This is a genomic window from Roseateles saccharophilus, assembly GCF_004342485.1.
GTDB lineage: Bacteria > Pseudomonadota > Gammaproteobacteria > Burkholderiales > Burkholderiaceae_C > Pelomonas > Pelomonas saccharophila.
In genome coordinates this window covers 134,881-152,015 of sequence record NZ_SMBU01000001.1, presented here as the reverse complement: position 1 = coordinate 152,015, position 17,135 = coordinate 134,881, and the positions used below count along the sequence as shown (strand labels likewise).

Here is a 17,135-nt window from a genome sequence, read left to right as displayed (position 1 = left end):
CGGCGCCATCACTCGATGGCGCTGGCCGACTTGGCGCGCTCGCGCAGCACGAACTTCTGGATCTTGCCGGTCGAGGTCTTGGGCAGCTCGGTGAAGACCACCCGCTTGGGCACCTTGAAGCGCGCCAGCTGGCTGCGGCAGAACTCGACGACCTCCTCCTCCGTCACGGCCACGCCGGGCTTGAGCTCGACGTAGGCGCAGGGCACCTCGCCCCATTTGGCGTCGGGCAGGGCCACGACGGAGGCGATCAGCACCGCCGGGTGACGGTGCAGCACGTCCTCCACCTCGACGGAGCTGATGTTCTCGCCGCCGGAGATGATGACGTCCTTGCTGCGGTCGCGGATCTTGATGTAGCCGTCCGCCTGCACGACGGCCAGGTCGCCGGTATGGAACCAGCCGCCGGCGAAGGCCTCCTCGGTGGCCAGCGAGTTCTTCAGGTAGCCCTTCATCACGACATTGCCCCGGAAGCAGATCTCGCCCATGGTCTCGCCGTCCGCCGGCACGGGCTCCAGCGTGTCGGGATCGAGCACGGTCACGGCCTCCTGCAACGGGTAGCTGACGCCCTGGCGGCCGTTGAGCCGCGCGCGCTCCGCCGCCGGCAGGCCGGCCCAGTGCTCCTGCTGCACGCAGACGGCCGCCGGGCCATAGACCTCGGTCAGGCCGTAGACATGGGTGATGGCGATGCCCGCGGCCTCGCAGCCCTCGATGACGGCGGCCGGCGGCGGCGCGCCGGCGATCAACCCGCGCACGACGCGGCCCAGCGGGCCGCGCGCTGAAACCGGCTCGTTGATCAGCATGCCGTAGACGATGGGCGCGCCGCACAGATGCGTGACGCCATGCTCGTGCATCAGCTGCCAGACCAGGGTCGGGTCCACGCGGCGCAGGCAGACGCTGGTGCCGCCGACCAGGGCCATCGTCCACGGGAAGCACCAGCCATTGCAATGGAACATCGGCAGCGTCCACAGATAGACCGGGTGGTCGGGCAGCTGCCAGGCGATGACGTTGTTTGCCGCGTTCAGGTAGGCGCCGCGGTGGTGGGTGACGACGCCCTTGGGGTTACCCGTCGTGCCCGAGGTGTAGTTCAGCGCGATCGCATCCCATTCGTCCGCCGGCAGCTGCCAGGCGCCCTGCGGGTCTCCCTCGGCCAGCAGTTCGTCATAGGTGAGGGTGCCCAGCCGCGGCGCCTCGGGCGCGCCGCTGTCCAGCACGTCGATGACCAGCGGGCGGTGACGGGGCTCGACGGCCTGCAGCGCGCGGCCCACGACGGCCGCGAACTCCGGGTCCACCAGCAGCACGCGCGCCTCGCCGTGCTCCAGCATGAAGGCGAGCGCCTCGGCGTCCAGCCGCGTGTTCAGCGTGTTCAGCACGCCGCCCGCCATGGGCACGCCGTAATGGGTCTCGAACATGGCCGGCGTGTTGGGCAGCATGGCCGCCACGGTCACGCCCGGCCCCACACCGTGCTTGGCAAGTGCGCTGGCCAGGCGGCGGCAGCGGGCCTCGGTCTCGCGCCAGGTCTGGCGCAGTTCGCCATGGATCAGCGCCACACGATCCGGGAAGACCGCCGCCGCGCGGCCGAGAAAGCTCAGCGGCGACAGCGGCACATGGTTGGCGGCGTTCTTGTCGAGGCCGATCTGGTAGGGGCTGGCACGGGTCATGGGCGCGGTCCTGAGCTGCAAGGGATTGCCGCCCAGCCTAGGACCGCAGGCTTACAGGGAAGCTGACAAGGCCACCGCCGCCCGCCAGGCGGCCAGGGCCTCGGCATCGCTCCAGTCGTCGGCCGCCTCGCCGATGACGATCTCCACCATCGCGCCGCAGTCGATGCGCCCCGACCCCGCGGCCCGCGCGCCCAGCCAGGAGCCCTGCCGACGCGCGACCTCCAGCATCGCCTCGCGCAACTTCTCCGGCGCGACCGGCAGGTGGAGCTGGAAGGAATTGGTCTGCGGCGGCTCGGGCGCCACCTGCCAGCCAGGCTCGGCCGCCAGCAGCGCGGCCAGAGCACGCGCACGCTCGCGCCAGGCGCCCATCTGCGGCAGCCGGCGGCGCAGGCCGTCCAGCGCCGACAGCACCATCGGGTAGAGGGTGTAGACATTGCCGGCCAGCCGGGTCTGCCAGGGCGCCGCCGCGGCAATGAAGTCCGCCGGCCCGGCCAGCACGCTGCCGGCCAGGCCGCCCAGGCCCTTGTAGAAGGACACATAGACCGAGTCCGCCAGCGCGGCGATGTCGGCCAGCGCCCGGCCGTAGTGCGGCGCCGCCTCCCACAGCCGCGCACCGTCGAAATGCAGCCACACGCCCTCGGCCCGGCACCAGGCGCTGATCGCCACCAGCGCCTCCCAGTCCGGCAGCCGGAAGCCGCCACGCCGCAGCGGCAGCTCGACGACGACGACCGCCGGCTTCTCGGGCAGGGCCGCCAGCTCGGTGGCCGTGAAGGGCGTGTCGGGAGCGCCGACGCGCAGCCCGCGCAGGCCCAGCAGCGCCTCGAAGGCCTCGGCCTCGTCGATGGCGATATGGCTCTGCGGATGCAGGGCCACCGGGCCGGCGCCCTCGCCGCAGGCCACGCGCAACGCCGCCAGCTGCGCCGCCACGCCCTTGTGGAAGAAGCGCGCCGCCGGCTTGCCGAGCAGCGTGGCGACGTCGACCTCCAGCGCCTGCATGGCCTCGCCTTCGCCGTAGACATCCAGCGGCAGGGCCGCCTCGGGCAGCTCGGCCAGGGCCAGCAGGGATTCGCGCATGCTGCGCAAAGGGCGGTGGGCATTGAGCCAGCGGCTACAGCGGTTGCGCAGTTCGATGTCGGCGTGGGCGGGGCGGGTGGCGGGCATGGGCTCAGTGTCGCCGCGGGGGCGCGAGGCCCTTCCCAGCTGTCCTCACTAAAATCTCGCCCTTTTTCCTCGCGCGCCCGCGTCCATGCAAGCAGCCCTCCCGCAGCCTCCCGCCGCCGAGCCCCTGGCCCGGCTGCTGCTGCAATGGGGCGTGGCGCCCCAGCCCGTTGCGCCCGTGGCCGAGCGCCTGGGCGGCTGGCTGGGCTGGGCGGAGGCCATCGGCCTGTCCCAGCTGCTGGCCACGGCGCCTGCGGCCACGGCCGACGCCGCCGCGCGCCGCGAGGCCCGCGACTGGGCCGCCGCCGCGCTGGAGCGCGTGCAGGCCGACCTGCTCAATGCCTTCGACGACGCGCTGCTGGCGCGCGAGGCCGCCGAGGCCGCGCCCGAAGGCGTGCCGCTGGCCGACCTGCTGGCGCCCCTGCGCCTGCACCATGCGCAGCAGCAGCGCGGCATGGCCGCACGCATTGCCAGCCTGCGCGAACGCCTGCGCCCGCGGCTGGCCGAGGCCTCCGGGCCGCTGGCACGCCTGGCGCAGCTCGACGCGGTGCTGGAGCGCGCCGTTGCCGCGCACGAGCGCGAGCGGCTGGCCGGCCTGCCTGCGCTGCTGACGACGCGCGCCGAAGCCCACCATGCCGCCGACCCACGGCGCTGGCGCCTGCGCTTCTGGGCCGACCTGCAGCGCCTGCTGCGGGCCGAGCTGGATCTCCGACTTCAACCGGTGCTGGGCCTGATCGAGGCCCTGCACGACGACACCCCCCGATGAACCGCCTCCTGAACGCCCTCTACCCCCTCGCCCTCGCGGCCGGCCTCGCGGGCATCGCCGGCGCGGCCGTCGCCGCCTCGCGCCACCACCCCGTGGCGCTGGCGATGACGCTGCTGATCGCCGCCTTCTTCCTGCTGGGCACCGTGGAGCTGCGCGACTTCCGCCGCGCCAGCCGCGCGCTGGATGCGGCATTGGCCACCGAGCGCGGCGAGCCCGGTGAGAACTGGGTCGACACCCTGCCGCCCACGCTGCGCGCCGCCGTGCAGCAACGCCTGGAGGGCCTGCGCGTGGCCCTGCCCGGCCTCGGCCTGGCGCCGGCCCTGGCCGGCCTGCTGGTGCTGCTGGGCATGCTGGGCACCTTCATCGGCCTCGTCATCACCTTGAGCAGCACGGCCAGCGCGCTGGGCCAGACGGCCGACCTGGCCGCGCTGCGCAACGCCTTGGGCGCGCCGGTGCAGGGCCTGGGCCTGGCCTTCAGCGCCAGCGTGGCCGGCGTGACCGGCTCGGCCATGCTGGGCCTGATGGTGGCCCTGGCCCGCCGCGAGCGCGCCGCCGTGTCGGGCGCACTGGACGTGGCCCTGCTGGGCCGCCTGGGCCCGCTGACCGCCGCCCACCGCCGCGCGCAGGCCCAGCAAGCGGCGGAGGCTGCTGCGGCCGAGACCGCAAAGCAGAACCAGCTCGAACTCGTCGCCCAGTTGCAGCGCTTCGCGCAGCAGATGGCCGACCAGCTCGCCGCGCAGAACGCGCGCCTCGACGAAGCGCGCAACGCCGAGCAGGCGCGCTTTCACAGCGAGACGAGCCAGGCCTACACCGCCCTGGCCGCCAGCGTGGACACGACGCTGCGCAGCAGCCTGGCCGAGAGCGCCCGCCTCGCCGGCGCCGCCATCCAGCCCGCCGCCGAGGCCGCGATGGCCGGCATCGCCCGCGAGGCCGCGGCCCTGCACGAGCGCGTGGGCGCGCAGGTGGCCGGCCAGCTGGGTGCGCTGAGCGCGGCCTTCGAAGCCGGTGTCGCGCAGATCGGGCAGCAGAACGAGGCCGCCGCCAGCGCCCACGCCGACGGCCTGGCCCAACAACGCGAGGCCGCGCTCAAGCTTCTGGCCGACACCGGCGCCGCCACGCAGCAGGCCGCGCAACAGCTCGGCGAGCGCTGGACCGGCGAGGCACAGGCGCTGCTGGCCGCGCTCGACGCCGCCGCCAGCCGCCAGCAGGCCGCGCAGGCCGAGGCCGAGGCCATCCGTGCCGCCGCATTGCAGGCCCAGCTCGATGCACTGGCCGAGCAGCGCGCCGCCGCCGCCCAGGCCATCGCCGACACGGCCGCCGGCTTCGCCGCGCAGACCCAGGCGCTGCTGGACCGCGTGGCCGAGGCCCAGTCCCGGCAACAGGCCGCGCAAGCCGAGCAGGATGCGCTGCGCCGCGCCGAGGCCCGCAGCGAAGCCGAGGCCCTGGCCGGCCAGCGCGCCGCCAACGAACAGTTGCTGGCCGCTCAGCGCGAAGCCGCCCAGCAGCTGCTGGCCGACAGCGGCAGCCGCGCCCAGAACGCGCTGACCGAGCTGACCACCGGCTTCGCCAGCCAGACCCAGGACCTGCTCGACCGCATCGCCGACACCCAGACCCGCCACGCCACTCTGCAGGCCGAACTACATGCCCAGCAGCGTGCCGAGACCCGTGCCGAGGCCGAGGCGCTGGCCCAGCAGCGCGAGGCCAACGAGCAGCTGCTGCTGGCGCAACGCGAGGCCGCGCAGCAACTGCTGGCCGCCAGCGGCGAACGCGCCCAGAACGCGATGGCCGAGCTGACCGCCGGCTTTACGGCCCAGACCCAAGCCGCCATCGCGGCGCTGTCCGACGCGCACCGGCAGCTGCAGTCGGCCCATGCCCACAACGACGCCGAACGCCTGGCCGCCTGGCGCACCGAGCTGCAGGCCGCCGGCAGCGCCCAGCTGGCCCGGCAACAGCAACTGGCCGATAGCCTGCTTGCGCACACCCGCGACCTGGTCGCGCAGAACCAGGCCCAGGCCAGCAGCACGCTCGGCGAGGCCGGTGCTCTGCTGCAGGCCGCCGGCGAGGCGCCGCGCGCAGCCGTCGAGGTCGTGGCTGCGCTGCGCGAGCAGCTGATGCAGAGCCAGGCCCAGGACCGCTCGGCCCTGGCGGAGCGCGCCGAGCTGATGCAGACCGTCTCGACGCTGCTGGCCTCGCTGCAGCAGGCGGCCGGCGAGCAGCGCGCGTCCATCGATGCCTTGGTGAGCAGCTCGGCGACGCAACTCGAAGCCCTGGGCCAGCGCTTCACGGCCCAGGCCGACGCCACCGGCCAGACCCTGGCCGACGCCGCGACGACGCTGGCCGCCAGCGCCGCCGAGATGGGCAGCCTGGGCGAGGGCTTCAGCGCTGCGGTGGAGCAGTTCCAGGGCTCGAACGCCCAGCTCGTGCAGCACCTGGCCGCGCTGGAGGAGCGCCTCTCCGGCGCGATGACGCGCAGCGACGAGCAGCTGGGCTACTACGTCGCCCAGGCGCGCGAGGTCATCGACCTCTGCCTGGGCTCGCAGAAGCAGGTGCTGGACGCGCTGCAGGGGGCCACCGCGAATGGATGAGCCGCTGGAGATCGAACAAGAAGGCGTCGGCGCCCCCGCCTGGGCCGCCTTCGGCGACCTGATGGCCGGCGTGCTGGGCGCCTTCGTGCTGGTGCTGGCGGCGGCCCTCGTCGGCCAGCTGGACCTGGCCAACAAGCTCGAAGCCGAGATGCAGCAGCGCCAGGCCGAGCAGGCCCGCCGCGAGGCGCTGGAGCGGGCGCTGGCCGGTCCGCTGGCGGATGGCCGCATCACGCTGGTCGAAGGCCGCATCGGCATCAGCGGCGCGGTGCTGTTCGCCACCGGCTCCGACCAGCTGCATGCCGACGGCCGCGCGCTCATCAAGAGCCTGGCCGTGCCGCTGCGCACCTATCTCGCCCAGCGCGACGAGATCCTGATGGTCAGCGGCTTCACCGACGACCGCGCCCTCGTCACCAGCAAGCAGTTCGCCGACAACTGGGAGCTGTCGGCCCAGCGCGCGCTGACCGTCACGCGCACGCTGATCGCCGAGGGCCTGCCGCCGGACACGGTGTTCGCCGCTGCCTTCGGCCCGCAGCAGCCGGTGGCGTCCAACGACGCGGCCGCCGGCCGCGCGCTGAACCGCCGCGTCGAGATCGCACCCACGCCGCGGCCCCGGCGCGCCGCCGCGTCCACCCCCTGATGGACGCGCTGGACGACCCCGTCGGCTGGGTGGCGGCACGGCCCGCCGCCGACCCGGTGCAGCGCCGCGTGCTGGAGGCGCTGGCCCGACGCGCCGGCGCCGCGCCAGCGGGTGCGCTGCGCGAGGCGCTGGTGGCCAGGCTGCTGCACCGCGCCGAAGCCGCGCCGAAACCGCAACCGGCGCGCCGCCCAGCGAACGCCGCAAGCCCACTGACCGAACTCCTCGCCCGGCTGCAGCACGGCGCCGGCCCGGAGCTGCGCCACGTGCAGGCCCACCGCCGCACCTGGAGCGCGCTGCGCCTGGCGCGGTGCCTGGCCGAGGTGGATGCGCCGCCGCCCGAGCAGCTCGGCCCCTTGCACAGCCAGGTCCTCGTGCGTCGCGCGCTGCAGCAGTTGAAAGCCCTGTCGCCGGCCTATCTGCAAAGCCTTGTCGCGCAGCTCGACGGGCTTGCCGCGCTGCAAGCGCTGACCACCGCCGACACGGGCGACACGCCGGTGCGCCGCGTCGGCGGCGCGAGGGCCGGCAAGCCGCCGGCACGTAAGCGCTAGCCAATCGCCTACGGACAGGCTGCCGTGCCGCAGGTATTGACGCCGGCCGCCGTGCCCCCGCTGATCTGCGGGTTGGCATTGCCGCCATTGTTGTTGTCGATCACGTTGTCCGCAAAACGCGAGTTGCCAGACAGCAGCAGCCCGTAGCCGAGGTTGGTGCTGACGATATTGCCGCTGAGGCTGCTGGCTGCACCGGTCTGAATGCCGGTGCCGCGATTGAATACCGACCGCGAATCCCGGATCACGGCACCGGTCGTGAGGATGCCGGTATTGCCGTTGCCACGCACGAGGGTGTCCAGGATCACGCCACCGAAGGTATAGATACCGTAGCTGCCGCAGTTGGTAATGTTGAGCTTCTCGATGCGCGCGTTGACGTTGGCGAACACGCCAATGCCGCCCATGCCGTCAATGGTGCCGTTGATGATGCGGGTGTTGTTGACGTTGAACGCGACCGCCGTGCCGGCATCCACGCCCACGCCCGCATACGGGCTGCCCGAGGGCTGTGTGCAAGGCTGGGCCACCGTGAAGCCGTCGGTGGCGCAGACATTGGGCCCCAGGATGGCGAAGCCGTTGAGGTCGATCGTCACGTTGTTCGCGTTGATCTGTATGGCCGTCGTACTCGAGTTCGGCACCGTCAGATTGCTGGTCAGCACGTAGTAGCCGGGCGTGTTGATGCTGACCGGAAAGCCCGGTGCATCGCCAGCGCTGACACCGCCGGCCAGCGCCCGCGCCTGATTGATCAGGATGGCGCCGTCCACCGCGAGGGCGAGTGGCGCGGCGAGGAGCAACGCACCCAGCAGCAGGCCGCGACGCGCGACCCTGACGAGAGAACGTTCCGCATGCATGTCATCCTCCTTGGGTGCCTGGCACCCCAGCAAAAGCCCGGCATGGCCGGCCGGACGTGCGGCGATTGCAGGATTCAGCGGGCGCGCAGGCGCCTGGCCAGCGCGGCGATCCCCAGCGCCATCGGCAACAGCAGGGGCGCCACCGGCTCGCTCAAGGGGCAGCCAGCCGTGCATTGGAGCGAGTCGATCGCGCCGCCAAGCTCGACCTGGTTGCCGTCGATGGTGTCGGTGAGAAAGAAACTGTTCGTCAGGTCGAAGAGAGACAGCAGCGGCGGCAGCATCGGCAGGCCGGTTCCCGCCAGCGCGGTGCCGGCGTAGTCGCTCAATGCGATATCGATGAGCGCGCCGCTGGGCTTGTCGGCACTAGGGTCTTCGCTATGGATGGCACCGTAGAAGTCGAACCCCGGCGAGGTCTGGATGACGATGCTCAGCCCGTCATAGACCAACGTGAGCCCGCCCAGGCTGATCGAGAAGCCACCCAGCGCAGCCGCATAGGCGCCCGAGGTGCTGGGGTCGGCAGCACCGTTGGGGGCGGCCGAATCGAAGGTGTAATTGCCCGAGAAGGCGGTGCCGAGGTCCACGGCCTGCGGGAATGGCGAGACGGGGTCGAGTGCCGCAACCTGCGTCACCATGCCCGTGAACGAGAAGGTGACCGGCGCCGCACGTGCGCAACAGGACGCTGCCAGCGCGATCGCCGCAACCAGGGCTGCGCCCCTCGTGTGCTTGAGCTCCATCGGACGTCTCCTTAACGAGGCTGCGAAGCCCCGGCCCCAAGGAATGCATGCCGTTTTTCGAGACAACCACCGGGTGGTCGAGCGACTCTGGCACAAGCAGGCGTGATGCGGCCCCATCAGCCGCGGGGGGCCCCGCCTACCGACTGCGGACGGCCGCGGCCATCACCTGCCGGCATACCCGCTGCGGCGTCGGGCATGGCTGTCTGCGGGCACACCCGCAATCCTCCGATCGGGTGCGCTGCAACAATCCAGGTCTGGCCACGTCTCCCCACGCATGAAGCCCACCGCCCTCGTCGTCGCCCTTCTGGCCCTGCTGCTCAGCGCCTGCGCCAGCGTGGCTCCGCCCGCACATCCTGCGCCTCCCGCGCCCGCCACACCGCCATCCGCCACGTCGCCCACCCCCGCGGCCACGCCGGCCATCGTCGTGCGCCCGCCCGTCATCGACCGCAGCTACACCTCGCAGAACCAGGACAGCCGCGCCCTCTACATCGTGCTGCACTACACGGTGCTGAACTGGGAGAAGTCTCTGAAGGTGCTGACCACCGGCGGCCAGGTGTCGGCCCACTATCTGGTGCGCGACAACCCGGTGGCCAGCTATGCGCTGGTGGACGAGAACCGCCGCGCCTGGCATGCCGGCGCGAGCTACTGGGCCGGCAACACCAATCTGAACTCGGCCTCCATCGGCATCGAGATCGTCAACCCCGGCTTCACCGACACGCCGGCCGGCCGCGTCTACGCGCCCTTCCCGCAGGCCCAGGTGGACGAGGTGATCGCGCTGGTGCGCGACATCCAACAGCGCCACCAGGTAAAGCCCGAGCGCATCATCGGTCACGCCGATATCGCGCCCGGCCGCAAGCAGGACCCGGGCCCGATGTTCCCGTGGAAGCAGCTGGCCGACGCCGGACTCATCCCCTGGCCCGACGGCCCGCTGGTGCTGCTGAAGACGCTGGAGAACGAGGTCGCGCCGCACGACGCCGCCTGGCTGCAGGAGCGCCTGGCACGCATCGGCTACAACGTGCCGCGCTCGGGCCTGCTGGACACGGCGACCAAGGACGTCATCTCCACCTTCCAGATGAAGTACCGGCCGGGCGACATTTCCGGCCAGCCCGACGCCGAGACGGCGGCGCTGATCGAGGTGGCCGCCATGCCCAGCGCGATGCATGTGGCGGGCAGCGGTGGCGACACGGCGACGCGGCCCTATACCTCGCGCTGGTGATGCTGGGCTTTCTGCTCAAGCGCCTCGCGACGCTGGTGCCGACGCTGGTCGGCATCACCCTCGTCGCCTTCGGCCTGATCCGCCTCGTACCAGGCGACCCCATCGAGGTCATGATGGGCGAGCGCCGGCTCGACCCCGAGGCCCATGCCGCCCTCGTCAAGCGCATGGGCCTGGACCAGCCGCTGCCGGTGCAGTACGCGGACTATGTGGGCAAGCTGTTGCACGGCGACCTGGGCCAGAGCCTGGTGAGCCGCGAGCCGGTGGTCAAGGAGTTCGCGGCGCTGTTCCCGGCCACCGTCGAGCTGGCCTGCGCCGCGCTGATCTTCGCGGTGGGCTTCGGGCTGCTGCTGGGCGTCAGCGCCGCACTCAGGCGCGGCTCGCTGCTCGACCAGGGCGTCATGGGCATGGCCACCGTGGGCTACTCGATGCCGATCTTCTGGTGGGGGCTGATCCTCATCATGTTCTTCTCGGTCAACCTGGGCTGGACGCCGGTGAGCGGCCGCATCGGCATCGAGTACGACCCCGAGCGCGTGACCGGCTTCATGCTGATCGACGCCTGGCTGAGCGACGCGCGCGGCGCCGAGGAAGGCGCGTTCAAGTCGGCCCTCATGCACCTGATCCTGCCGGCCCTGGTGCTGGGCACGAGCACGCTGGCGGTCGTCGCGCGCATGACGCGCTCCAGCATGCTCGAGGTGCTGCGCGAGGACTATGTGCGCACCGCCCGCGCCAAGGGCCTGTCGCCGGCGCGCGTCGTCATCGTGCACGCGCTGCGCAATGCGCTGATCCCGGTGCTGACGGTCGTCGGCCTGCAGACCGGCAGCCTCTTGGCCGGCGCCGTGCTGACCGAGACCATCTTCAGCTGGCCCGGCATCGGCAAATGGCTGATCGACTCGATTGCGCGGCGCGACTACCCCGTCGTGCAGGCGGGCATCCTGATCTCGGCGCTGACTTTCATCGGCGTGAACCTGATCGTGGATGTGCTGTATGGCGTGGTGAACCCACGCATCCGCGGAGGTGGTCATTGAGCGCCGTACTTGAAAAACCCATCGAGCCGGTCGGCCCGCTGCGCGAGTTCTGGCAAGGCTTCGCCGCCAACCGCGGCGCGCTGTTCGCGCTGATCGTCTTCACGCTGATCGCGCTGGCCTCGCTGCTCGCGCCGCTGATCGCGCCTCACGACCCCATCGAGCAATACCGCGACTTCATGCTGACGCCGCCGGTCTGGAACGAAGGCGGCAGCACGCGCTTCCTGCTCGGCACGGACGAGCTGGGCCGCGACATGCTGAGCCGGCTGCTGCACGGCGGCCGCGTATCGCTGGGCATAGGCCTGGCGGCGGTGGCGATGTCGCTGCTGCCAGGCGTGCTGCTGGGCCTGCTTGCGGCCTTCTTCCAGCGCCTGCTGTCGCCGGCCATCATGCGTGTGATGGACATCGTGCTGGCGCTGCCGGCGCTGCTGCTGGCCATCTGCGTCATCACGGTGCTGGGCCCCGGCCTGGTCAACACCGTCATCGCGATCGCCATCGGTGCGCTGCCGGGCTATGTGCGCCTGACGCGCGCCGCCGCGCTGGGCGAGATCGGGCGCGACTATGTGACCGCGAGCCGCGTGGCCGGCGCCAGCGTGTGGCGGCTGATGTTCGTCACCGTGCTGCCCAATTGCATGGCGCCGCTGATCGTCAATGCGACGCTCTCGTTTTCATCGGCGATCCTGGAGACGGCCGGCCTGGGCTTCCTGGGCCTGGGCGTGCAGGCGCCCACACCCGAGTGGGGAACCATGCTGTCAGCGGCGCGGGACTACATCACGCGCGCGCCCTGGGTGGTCACGCTGCCCGGGCTGACGATCCTGGTGTCGGTGCTGGCGATCAACCTGATGGGCGATGGCCTGCGGGATGCGCTGGATCCGAAGTTGAAGAAGGTGGCGTGATGACTCGTTGCGCTGGCTTTCTGGCGAGGCCCAGCCGGGAGTTCGCCCCGGCGGGCGACCTACTTTCTGGCCCGCCAGAAAGTAGGCAAAGAGCGGCCCCTGCAAAACCGCCCCTGCGGGGTTCCCTGCGATGCTCGAAGCCCGGGGCCGCGCCCAACTCGCTTCGCTACGCTGCGCTCAAACAAAGGGGCGCGAAGTCAGACGTTGATGCGCGCTGCGCGCGCGCGCCGGGCTTCTGCGCTTCTCGGCGGTTTAGAAGGGGAGACCCCAAAACAGCCGAACAGCCAACAGCCAAGCCCGAAAGCCGTTCGCCACGAGGTATTTGTCTTGCCCCCTCTGAGACCGCCGAGCAGCGCAAGGACTTGAGGGCGTGCGCGCAGCGCACTTCGACAACTGACTTCGCGCGGTTGTCTGAGCGCAGCGTAGCGAAGCGAGTTCCGCGCGAGCCCTCAAGGCCTGAGCAGCGCAGGGCAGCCCGCTGCGAAGCTAAGGGCCGGGCGGTTCGGGGGTCGTTTCTTTGCCTACTTTCTTGTCGACACAAGAAAGTAGGTCGCCCGCGGGGGCGAAATCCCCGCACCGCTCTCGCCACCAACCCACAACAGCGATGAGCCTCCTCCACATCAAGAACCTGCGCGTCACGTTCGGCGCCTTCCCCGCCGTCGACGGCGTGGACCTGCAGCTGGACAAGGGCGAACTGCTCGGCATCGTCGGCGAATCCGGCTCAGGCAAGTCGGTGGCCATGCTGGCGCTGATGGGCCTCATCGACGCACCGGGCAAAGTCACCGCCGACGCCATCGAATTCCAGGGCCGCGACCTGCTCAAGCTCACGCCGAAAGAGCGCCGCCAGCTGATCGGCCGCGACGTGGCCATGGTGTTCCAGGACGCGCTGACCAGCCTCAACCCCAGCTACACCGTCGGCGCCCAGATCGCCGAGGTGCTGCTCGCCCACCTGGGCCTGCGCGGCGCGGCGGCCAGAAAGCGCGTCGTCGAACTGCTGGAGCAGGTCGAGATTCCCGACGCGGCCAACCGCGCCAATGCCTACCCGCACCAGCTCTCCGGCGGCATGAACCAGCGCGTGATGATCGCGATGGCGATTGCCTGCGGGCCCAAGCTCTTGATCGCCGACGAGCCGACCACGGCTCTGGACGTGACCATCCAGGCCCAGATCATGGCCCTGCTACTGAAGCTGCAGCGCGAGCAGGGCATGGGCCTGATCATGATCACGCACGACCTCGCCATCGTGGCCGAGATGGCCCAGCGGGTGGCGGTGATGTATGCCGGCCAGGTCGTCGAGACCGGCCCCGTGCCTGGCTTGTTCGACGCGCCCCGCCACCCGTATACCCACGCGCTGCTGGCCGCGCTCCCCGAGCACAACAAGGGCGCGAAGCGCCTGTCGGCCCTGCCCGGCATCGTGCCCGGCGCGCTGGACCGCCCCAGCGGCTGCTTGCTCAGCCCGCGCTGCCCGCGCATGCAGGCCCGCTGCCGCACCGAGCGCCCCGCCCTCGAGACCGGCGTGCGCTGCTTCTTCCCCGTCGAGGTGCTGGCCCATGTCTGAGCTCCTTCTCGAAGCCACCGACCTCGCCAAGCACTACGCCGTCAGCCGCGGCTTCTTCAAGCCCAAGGCGACGGTGAAGGCCCTCAACGGCGTCAGCTTCACGCTCGGCACCAAGAAGACGCTGGCCGTCGTCGGCGAGTCCGGCTGCGGCAAGAGCACGCTGGCACGCCAGCTGACACTGATCGAGGCGCCGACCCGTGGCGCACTGAAGATACGCGGCAGCGATGCGGCCCGGGCCGACAAGGCCACGCTGCAAGCCCTGCGCCGCGACGTGCAGATGGTGTTCCAGAACCCCTTCGCGTCTCTGAACCCGCGCAAGACGGTCGCGACGACGCTGGCCGAACCGCTGCTGATCAACACGCCGCTGTCCGCCGCCGAACGCCGCGAGCGCGTCGAGGCGCTGGCGGCCAAGGTGGGCCTGCGGCCCGAGCATCTGCGCCGCTACCCGCATATGTTCTCGGGCGGCCAGCGCCAGCGCATCGCGATCGCGCGGGCCATGATCCTCAACCCCGGCATCGTCGTCGCCGACGAGCCGGTCAGCGCGCTGGACGTGTCCATCCAGGCCCAGATCCTGAACCTCTTCATGGACCTGCAGGACGAGTTCGGCACCGGCTATGTGTTCATCTCGCACAACCTCAGCGTGGTCGAGCATGTGGCCGATGAGGTGATGGTGATGTACCTCGGCGCGGCCGTGGAGATCGGCGCGACGAAGCGCCTGTTCGCCGCGCCGCTGCATCCCTACACGCGGGCGCTGATGAGTGCGACGCCGGCGCTGCGCGCGGTCGACCGGCGCGAGCGCATCGTCATCCACGGCGAGCTGCCCAGCCCGCTACAGCCCCCCGGCGGCTGCGCCTTCCACAAGCGCTGCCCGCTGGCGGTGGCGCACTGCAGCGAGGAAGTGCCGCTGCTGCGCGAGGTGGATGGGCGGCGCGTGGCCTGCCACGAGGTCTGACGCGCTTCATCAGCGCCGCTTCGACACCTCGTTGCCGATGACGCCGCCCGCGGCGGCACCCAGGGCGGCACCGGTGGTCGTGCCGGTCACGACACCGCCGACGACGGCACCGGCGGTCGCACCGACGACGGTGCTGGCCTCGCGGCGCGACATGCCGGCGCAGGCGCTCAGGGACAGGCTGGCCGCGGCCAGCAGGCCGGTCAGCGCGATGCGTCGGACGGCGGGCTTGGGAATGTTGACGGTCATGGCGAGCTCCTTGGGGAGTCGTTGAACAGGCCTTCACTGTGCCCAGCCCCGCCGGTCCTGCAGGGCCGGCCAAGCCGCCGATCGGCTGTCGGACACGGCCGACAGCCGCCCACGAAAAAGCCGCCCGCAGGCGGCTCGGTGGCGAACCGTGGGGTCAGGCCACAGTCACTTCGGTGCCGCGGCCGCGTCGGCCATGCACTTCTTGACGTGGCTCTTGGCGGCCGCGCCATGCAGCTTCATGTCGGCGGCGGACTTCTCGCAGGCCGCGCCAGCGGCATCGGCCATTGGGGCCGAGGCGGCGGCGCCGGCGGACAGGCATTCCTTCATGAAGGCCTTGCGCTCGTCGCCCTTCTTGCCCTTGGCTTCGGCATTGCAGGACTTCATCTTGTCCTGCTGCGGCGTGGCCTGGGCACCAAAGGCAACGGCGGCGCAAGCGAGCAGGATGGCAAATCGTTTCATCAGGGACTCCTTCCTCTGGGGTGGTGGACGATTGATTCAAGCACGCGGCCGTGACACTGCCAAGCCGTGTTTCATCCGTGTCACAGAATGCGGCGCGGATGCGCCAGCGCCTCGTGCGCCGCGTGCAGCCGCCGCACCAGCACGCGGATGAAGCCGCGGTCGAAGCGGTGCTGGCATTCGGGGCTGAGCTGGCCGATGGACTCGGGGGTGAACGAGATCGTCGTGCACTCTTGGCTGACCTTGATGTCGGTGCTGTGGCGGCGCAGGTCGGGGTTGGGCGCGAGGTAGGCCATCTCGCCCACCGAGGTGCCCTGGCCCAGCGTCGCCACCAGGCGCCCGTCACGGAAGACCTCCACCTCGCCCTGGGCAATGATGTGGAAGCTGTTGCCCTCCTGGCCGCGCTTGAAGAGGGCATAGCCCGGCGGATAACGCTTCCAGCGCGCGCGCCGCACGACCTCCCAGAGCTGCACGTCGCCGAAATCGGCGAAGAACTCCAGCGAGCGCAGCAGGTTGAAGCGCTCCGAGTCGCGCACCTCGCCGAGGCGGTTCAGCGGCACCTGCTGGCCGGCCACCAGGGCCGAGAGCGCCTGGGCGAAGCTCTCCCAGTCCGGGAAGCGGTCGTGCGGCGCCTTGGCCAGCGCGCGCAGCACGACGGCGTCCAGCGCCTCGGACACGCCCTCGCGCTGGCCCACCAGCGGCAGCGGCGGCTGGTGGTAAATCTGGTGCATCAGCGCCATCTGGTGCGGCGCGTCGAAGGGGGCCCGGCCGCTGATCAGGTGGTAGAGCACGGCGCCCAGCGCATAGATGTCGGCGCGGCAGTCCACGTCGCCGCCCTCGATCTGCTCGGGAGGCATATAGGCCAGCGAGCCGACGCGGTGGATCTGGGTCGCGTCCGCGTTCAGGTTCAGCGCCGAGCCGAAGTCGCTGACCTTGACGTCGACGACCTGGCCGCTGTCCAGCACGGCCAGCAGGTTGGCGGGCTTGACGTCGCGGTGGATGACGCCCTGGCGGTAGACATAGCTCAGCGCCATCGCGCACTTGAAGCCGAGTTCGACGATCTGGTCCAGGGCCAGCAGGCGGTCGCTGCGGCAGAAGTGCTTCAGCGTGACGCCGGGCACGTACTCCATCACGAGATAGGGCGAGGAGTCCTCGGCCACCGCGTCGAGGATGGCGACCACGTTGGGGTGGTTCAGCCGCCCGGCCAGCGCGGCCTCGGCGCTGAAGAAGCGGTTGCTGAAGTCGCTGCTGGGCGCATCCGCCGGCGGGGCCCAGGCGCGCATGCGCTTGATGGCCACGTCCTGGCCCTGGAAGGGATCGCGCGCCAGGAAGACGTCGCTGGTCGCGCCCTCGCCCAGGCGCTTGAGCACCTGGTAGCGGCCGATGTGCGAAGGGAGATCGTCGGCAAGAGCGGTCACGCGGGGCATGATACGGGCCGCCCACGGAGGTGCAGCCCCTTGTTCTCCCATGTTTTCCTCGGTACCCGCGACTTCGAGCGCGCGCTGGCCTTCTACCGCCCGCTGATGGCGGGCCTGGGGCTGGCCGAGCGCTTCTGCGACCCCTCGCGGCCCTGGGCCGGCTGGCAGAGCAGCCCGGGGCCGCGCCCGCTGCTGCTGGTCGGCGCGCCGCTGGCTGGCGGGCACGAGCCCGGCAACGGCCAGATGGTGGCCCTGCTGGCGGCCAGCCGCGCCCAGGTCGATGCCGCCCACGCGAGCGCCCTGGCCCATGGCGGCCGCTGCGACGGCCCGCCGGGCCTGCGCCCCGAATACCACGCGAACTATTACGGCGCCTACTTCCGCGACCCCGACGGCAACAAGCTCTGCGTGGCCTGCCACGATGCGGAGCGGACGACGGCCGGCTGAGT

17 protein-coding genes are annotated in these 17,135 nt (G+C 71.3%); 10 read left to right on the top strand and 7 right to left on the bottom strand.

The window, feature by feature from the left end; translation table 11 throughout:
* Positions 1-8 precede the first annotated feature (8 nt).
* Together EV671_RS00650 and EV671_RS00645 are read right to left on the bottom strand one after the other, a co-directional pair.
* Positions 9-1,655 carry an acyl-CoA synthetase gene (locus tag EV671_RS00650; RefSeq protein WP_132569090.1) on the bottom strand — a complete coding sequence of 549 codons (1,647 nt, stop codon included), beginning with the start codon at positions 1,653-1,655 and terminating at the stop codon, positions 9-11.
* A gap of 51 nt (positions 1,656-1,706) precedes the next feature.
* Positions 1,707-2,816: a threonine aldolase family protein gene (locus tag EV671_RS00645; RefSeq protein ID WP_132569089.1), complete on the bottom strand. Its 1,110-nt coding sequence runs from the start codon at positions 2,814-2,816 to the stop codon at positions 1,707-1,709.
* 85 nt (positions 2,817-2,901) lie between these two features.
* Between EV671_RS00645 and EV671_RS00640 the strand changes: the two genes are divergently transcribed.
* Genes EV671_RS00640 through EV671_RS00625 form a run of 4 tightly spaced genes read left to right on the top strand, consistent with a single transcriptional unit; the run spans position 2,902 to position 7,349 of the window.
* Positions 2,902-3,579: a DUF3348 family protein gene (locus EV671_RS00640; RefSeq protein ID WP_132569088.1), complete on the top strand. Its 678-nt coding sequence runs from the start codon at positions 2,902-2,904 to the stop codon at positions 3,577-3,579.
* Positions 3,576-6,164 carry a hypothetical protein gene (locus EV671_RS00635; protein ID WP_132569087.1) on the top strand — a complete coding sequence of 863 codons (2,589 nt, stop codon included), beginning with the start codon at positions 3,576-3,578 and terminating at the stop codon, positions 6,162-6,164. Before EV671_RS00640 ends, EV671_RS00635 begins: the two co-directional genes overlap by 4 nt.
* Positions 6,157-6,801, top strand: a complete 645-nt coding sequence (locus tag EV671_RS00630; protein WP_132569086.1) for an OmpA family protein — start codon at positions 6,157-6,159, stop codon at positions 6,799-6,801. Before EV671_RS00635 ends, EV671_RS00630 begins: the two co-directional genes overlap by 8 nt.
* The gene (locus tag EV671_RS00625) at positions 6,801-7,349 is read left to right on the top strand and encodes a DUF2894 domain-containing protein (protein ID WP_132569085.1); all 549 of its coding nucleotides are present in this window, start codon (positions 6,801-6,803) and stop codon (positions 7,347-7,349) included. Before EV671_RS00630 ends, EV671_RS00625 begins: the two co-directional genes overlap by 1 nt.
* Before the next feature lie 8 nt (positions 7,350-7,357).
* On the opposite strand, the gene EV671_RS00620 is transcribed toward EV671_RS00625, so the two are convergent.
* Together EV671_RS00620 and EV671_RS00615 are read right to left on the bottom strand one after the other, a co-directional pair.
* Positions 7,358-8,194 (bottom strand): right-handed parallel beta-helix repeat-containing protein, encoded by an 837-nt coding sequence (locus EV671_RS00620; RefSeq protein ID WP_132569084.1) that lies wholly within the window; start codon positions 8,192-8,194, stop codon positions 7,358-7,360.
* A 74-nt stretch (positions 8,195-8,268) separates the two neighbouring features.
* Positions 8,269-8,928 (bottom strand): hypothetical protein, encoded by a 660-nt coding sequence (locus EV671_RS00615; RefSeq protein WP_132569083.1) that lies wholly within the window; start codon positions 8,926-8,928, stop codon positions 8,269-8,271.
* A 274-nt stretch (positions 8,929-9,202) separates the two neighbouring features.
* Here EV671_RS00615 and EV671_RS00610 point away from each other — a divergent pair, with 274 nt between their 5' ends.
* From EV671_RS00610 to EV671_RS00590, 5 genes are all read left to right on the top strand, one after another.
* A complete protein-coding gene (locus tag EV671_RS00610) occupies positions 9,203-10,144 on the top strand; it encodes an N-acetylmuramoyl-L-alanine amidase (protein WP_207911060.1) in 942 nt (313 codons plus the stop codon).
* Positions 10,144-11,169 (top strand): ABC transporter permease, encoded by a 1,026-nt coding sequence (locus EV671_RS00605; protein ID WP_132569432.1) that lies wholly within the window; start codon positions 10,144-10,146, stop codon positions 11,167-11,169. Before EV671_RS00610 ends, EV671_RS00605 begins: the two co-directional genes overlap by 1 nt.
* The gene (locus EV671_RS00600) at positions 11,166-12,062 is read left to right on the top strand and encodes an ABC transporter permease subunit (RefSeq protein WP_132569082.1); all 897 of its coding nucleotides are present in this window, start codon (positions 11,166-11,168) and stop codon (positions 12,060-12,062) included. Before EV671_RS00605 ends, EV671_RS00600 begins: the two co-directional genes overlap by 4 nt.
* A gap of 604 nt (positions 12,063-12,666) precedes the next feature.
* Positions 12,667-13,617, top strand: coding sequence for an ABC transporter ATP-binding protein (locus tag EV671_RS00595; RefSeq protein WP_132569081.1), 951 nt, complete (start codon positions 12,667-12,669; stop codon positions 13,615-13,617).
* On the top strand, positions 13,610-14,569 hold the full coding sequence (locus EV671_RS00590) for a peptide ABC transporter ATP-binding protein (protein ID WP_132569080.1): 960 nt from the start codon (positions 13,610-13,612) through the stop codon (positions 14,567-14,569). The genes EV671_RS00595 and EV671_RS00590 overlap by 8 nt, the downstream gene beginning before the upstream one ends.
* A gap of 9 nt (positions 14,570-14,578) precedes the next feature.
* Here the strand turns inward: EV671_RS00590 and EV671_RS00585 are convergent, their stop codons facing one another.
* The 3 genes from EV671_RS00585 to EV671_RS00575 form a co-directional block, all read right to left on the bottom strand.
* Complete coding sequence (locus EV671_RS00585; protein ID WP_132569079.1) at positions 14,579-14,815, bottom strand: glycine zipper domain-containing protein; 237 nt, start codon at positions 14,813-14,815, stop codon at positions 14,579-14,581.
* Between the two features lie 165 nt (positions 14,816-14,980).
* On the bottom strand, positions 14,981-15,274 hold the full coding sequence (locus EV671_RS27905; RefSeq protein WP_132569078.1) for a PsiF family protein: 294 nt from the start codon (positions 15,272-15,274) through the stop codon (positions 14,981-14,983).
* A gap of 80 nt (positions 15,275-15,354) precedes the next feature.
* Positions 15,355-16,698: a serine/threonine-protein kinase gene (locus tag EV671_RS00575; RefSeq protein ID WP_132569077.1), complete on the bottom strand. Its 1,344-nt coding sequence runs from the start codon at positions 16,696-16,698 to the stop codon at positions 15,355-15,357.
* A gap of 30 nt (positions 16,699-16,728) precedes the next feature.
* Between EV671_RS00575 and EV671_RS00570 the strand changes: the two genes are divergently transcribed.
* Positions 16,729-17,133, top strand: a complete 405-nt coding sequence (locus EV671_RS00570; protein WP_132569076.1) for a VOC family protein — start codon at positions 16,729-16,731, stop codon at positions 17,131-17,133.
* The last annotated feature ends 2 nt before the right edge of the window (positions 17,134-17,135 follow it).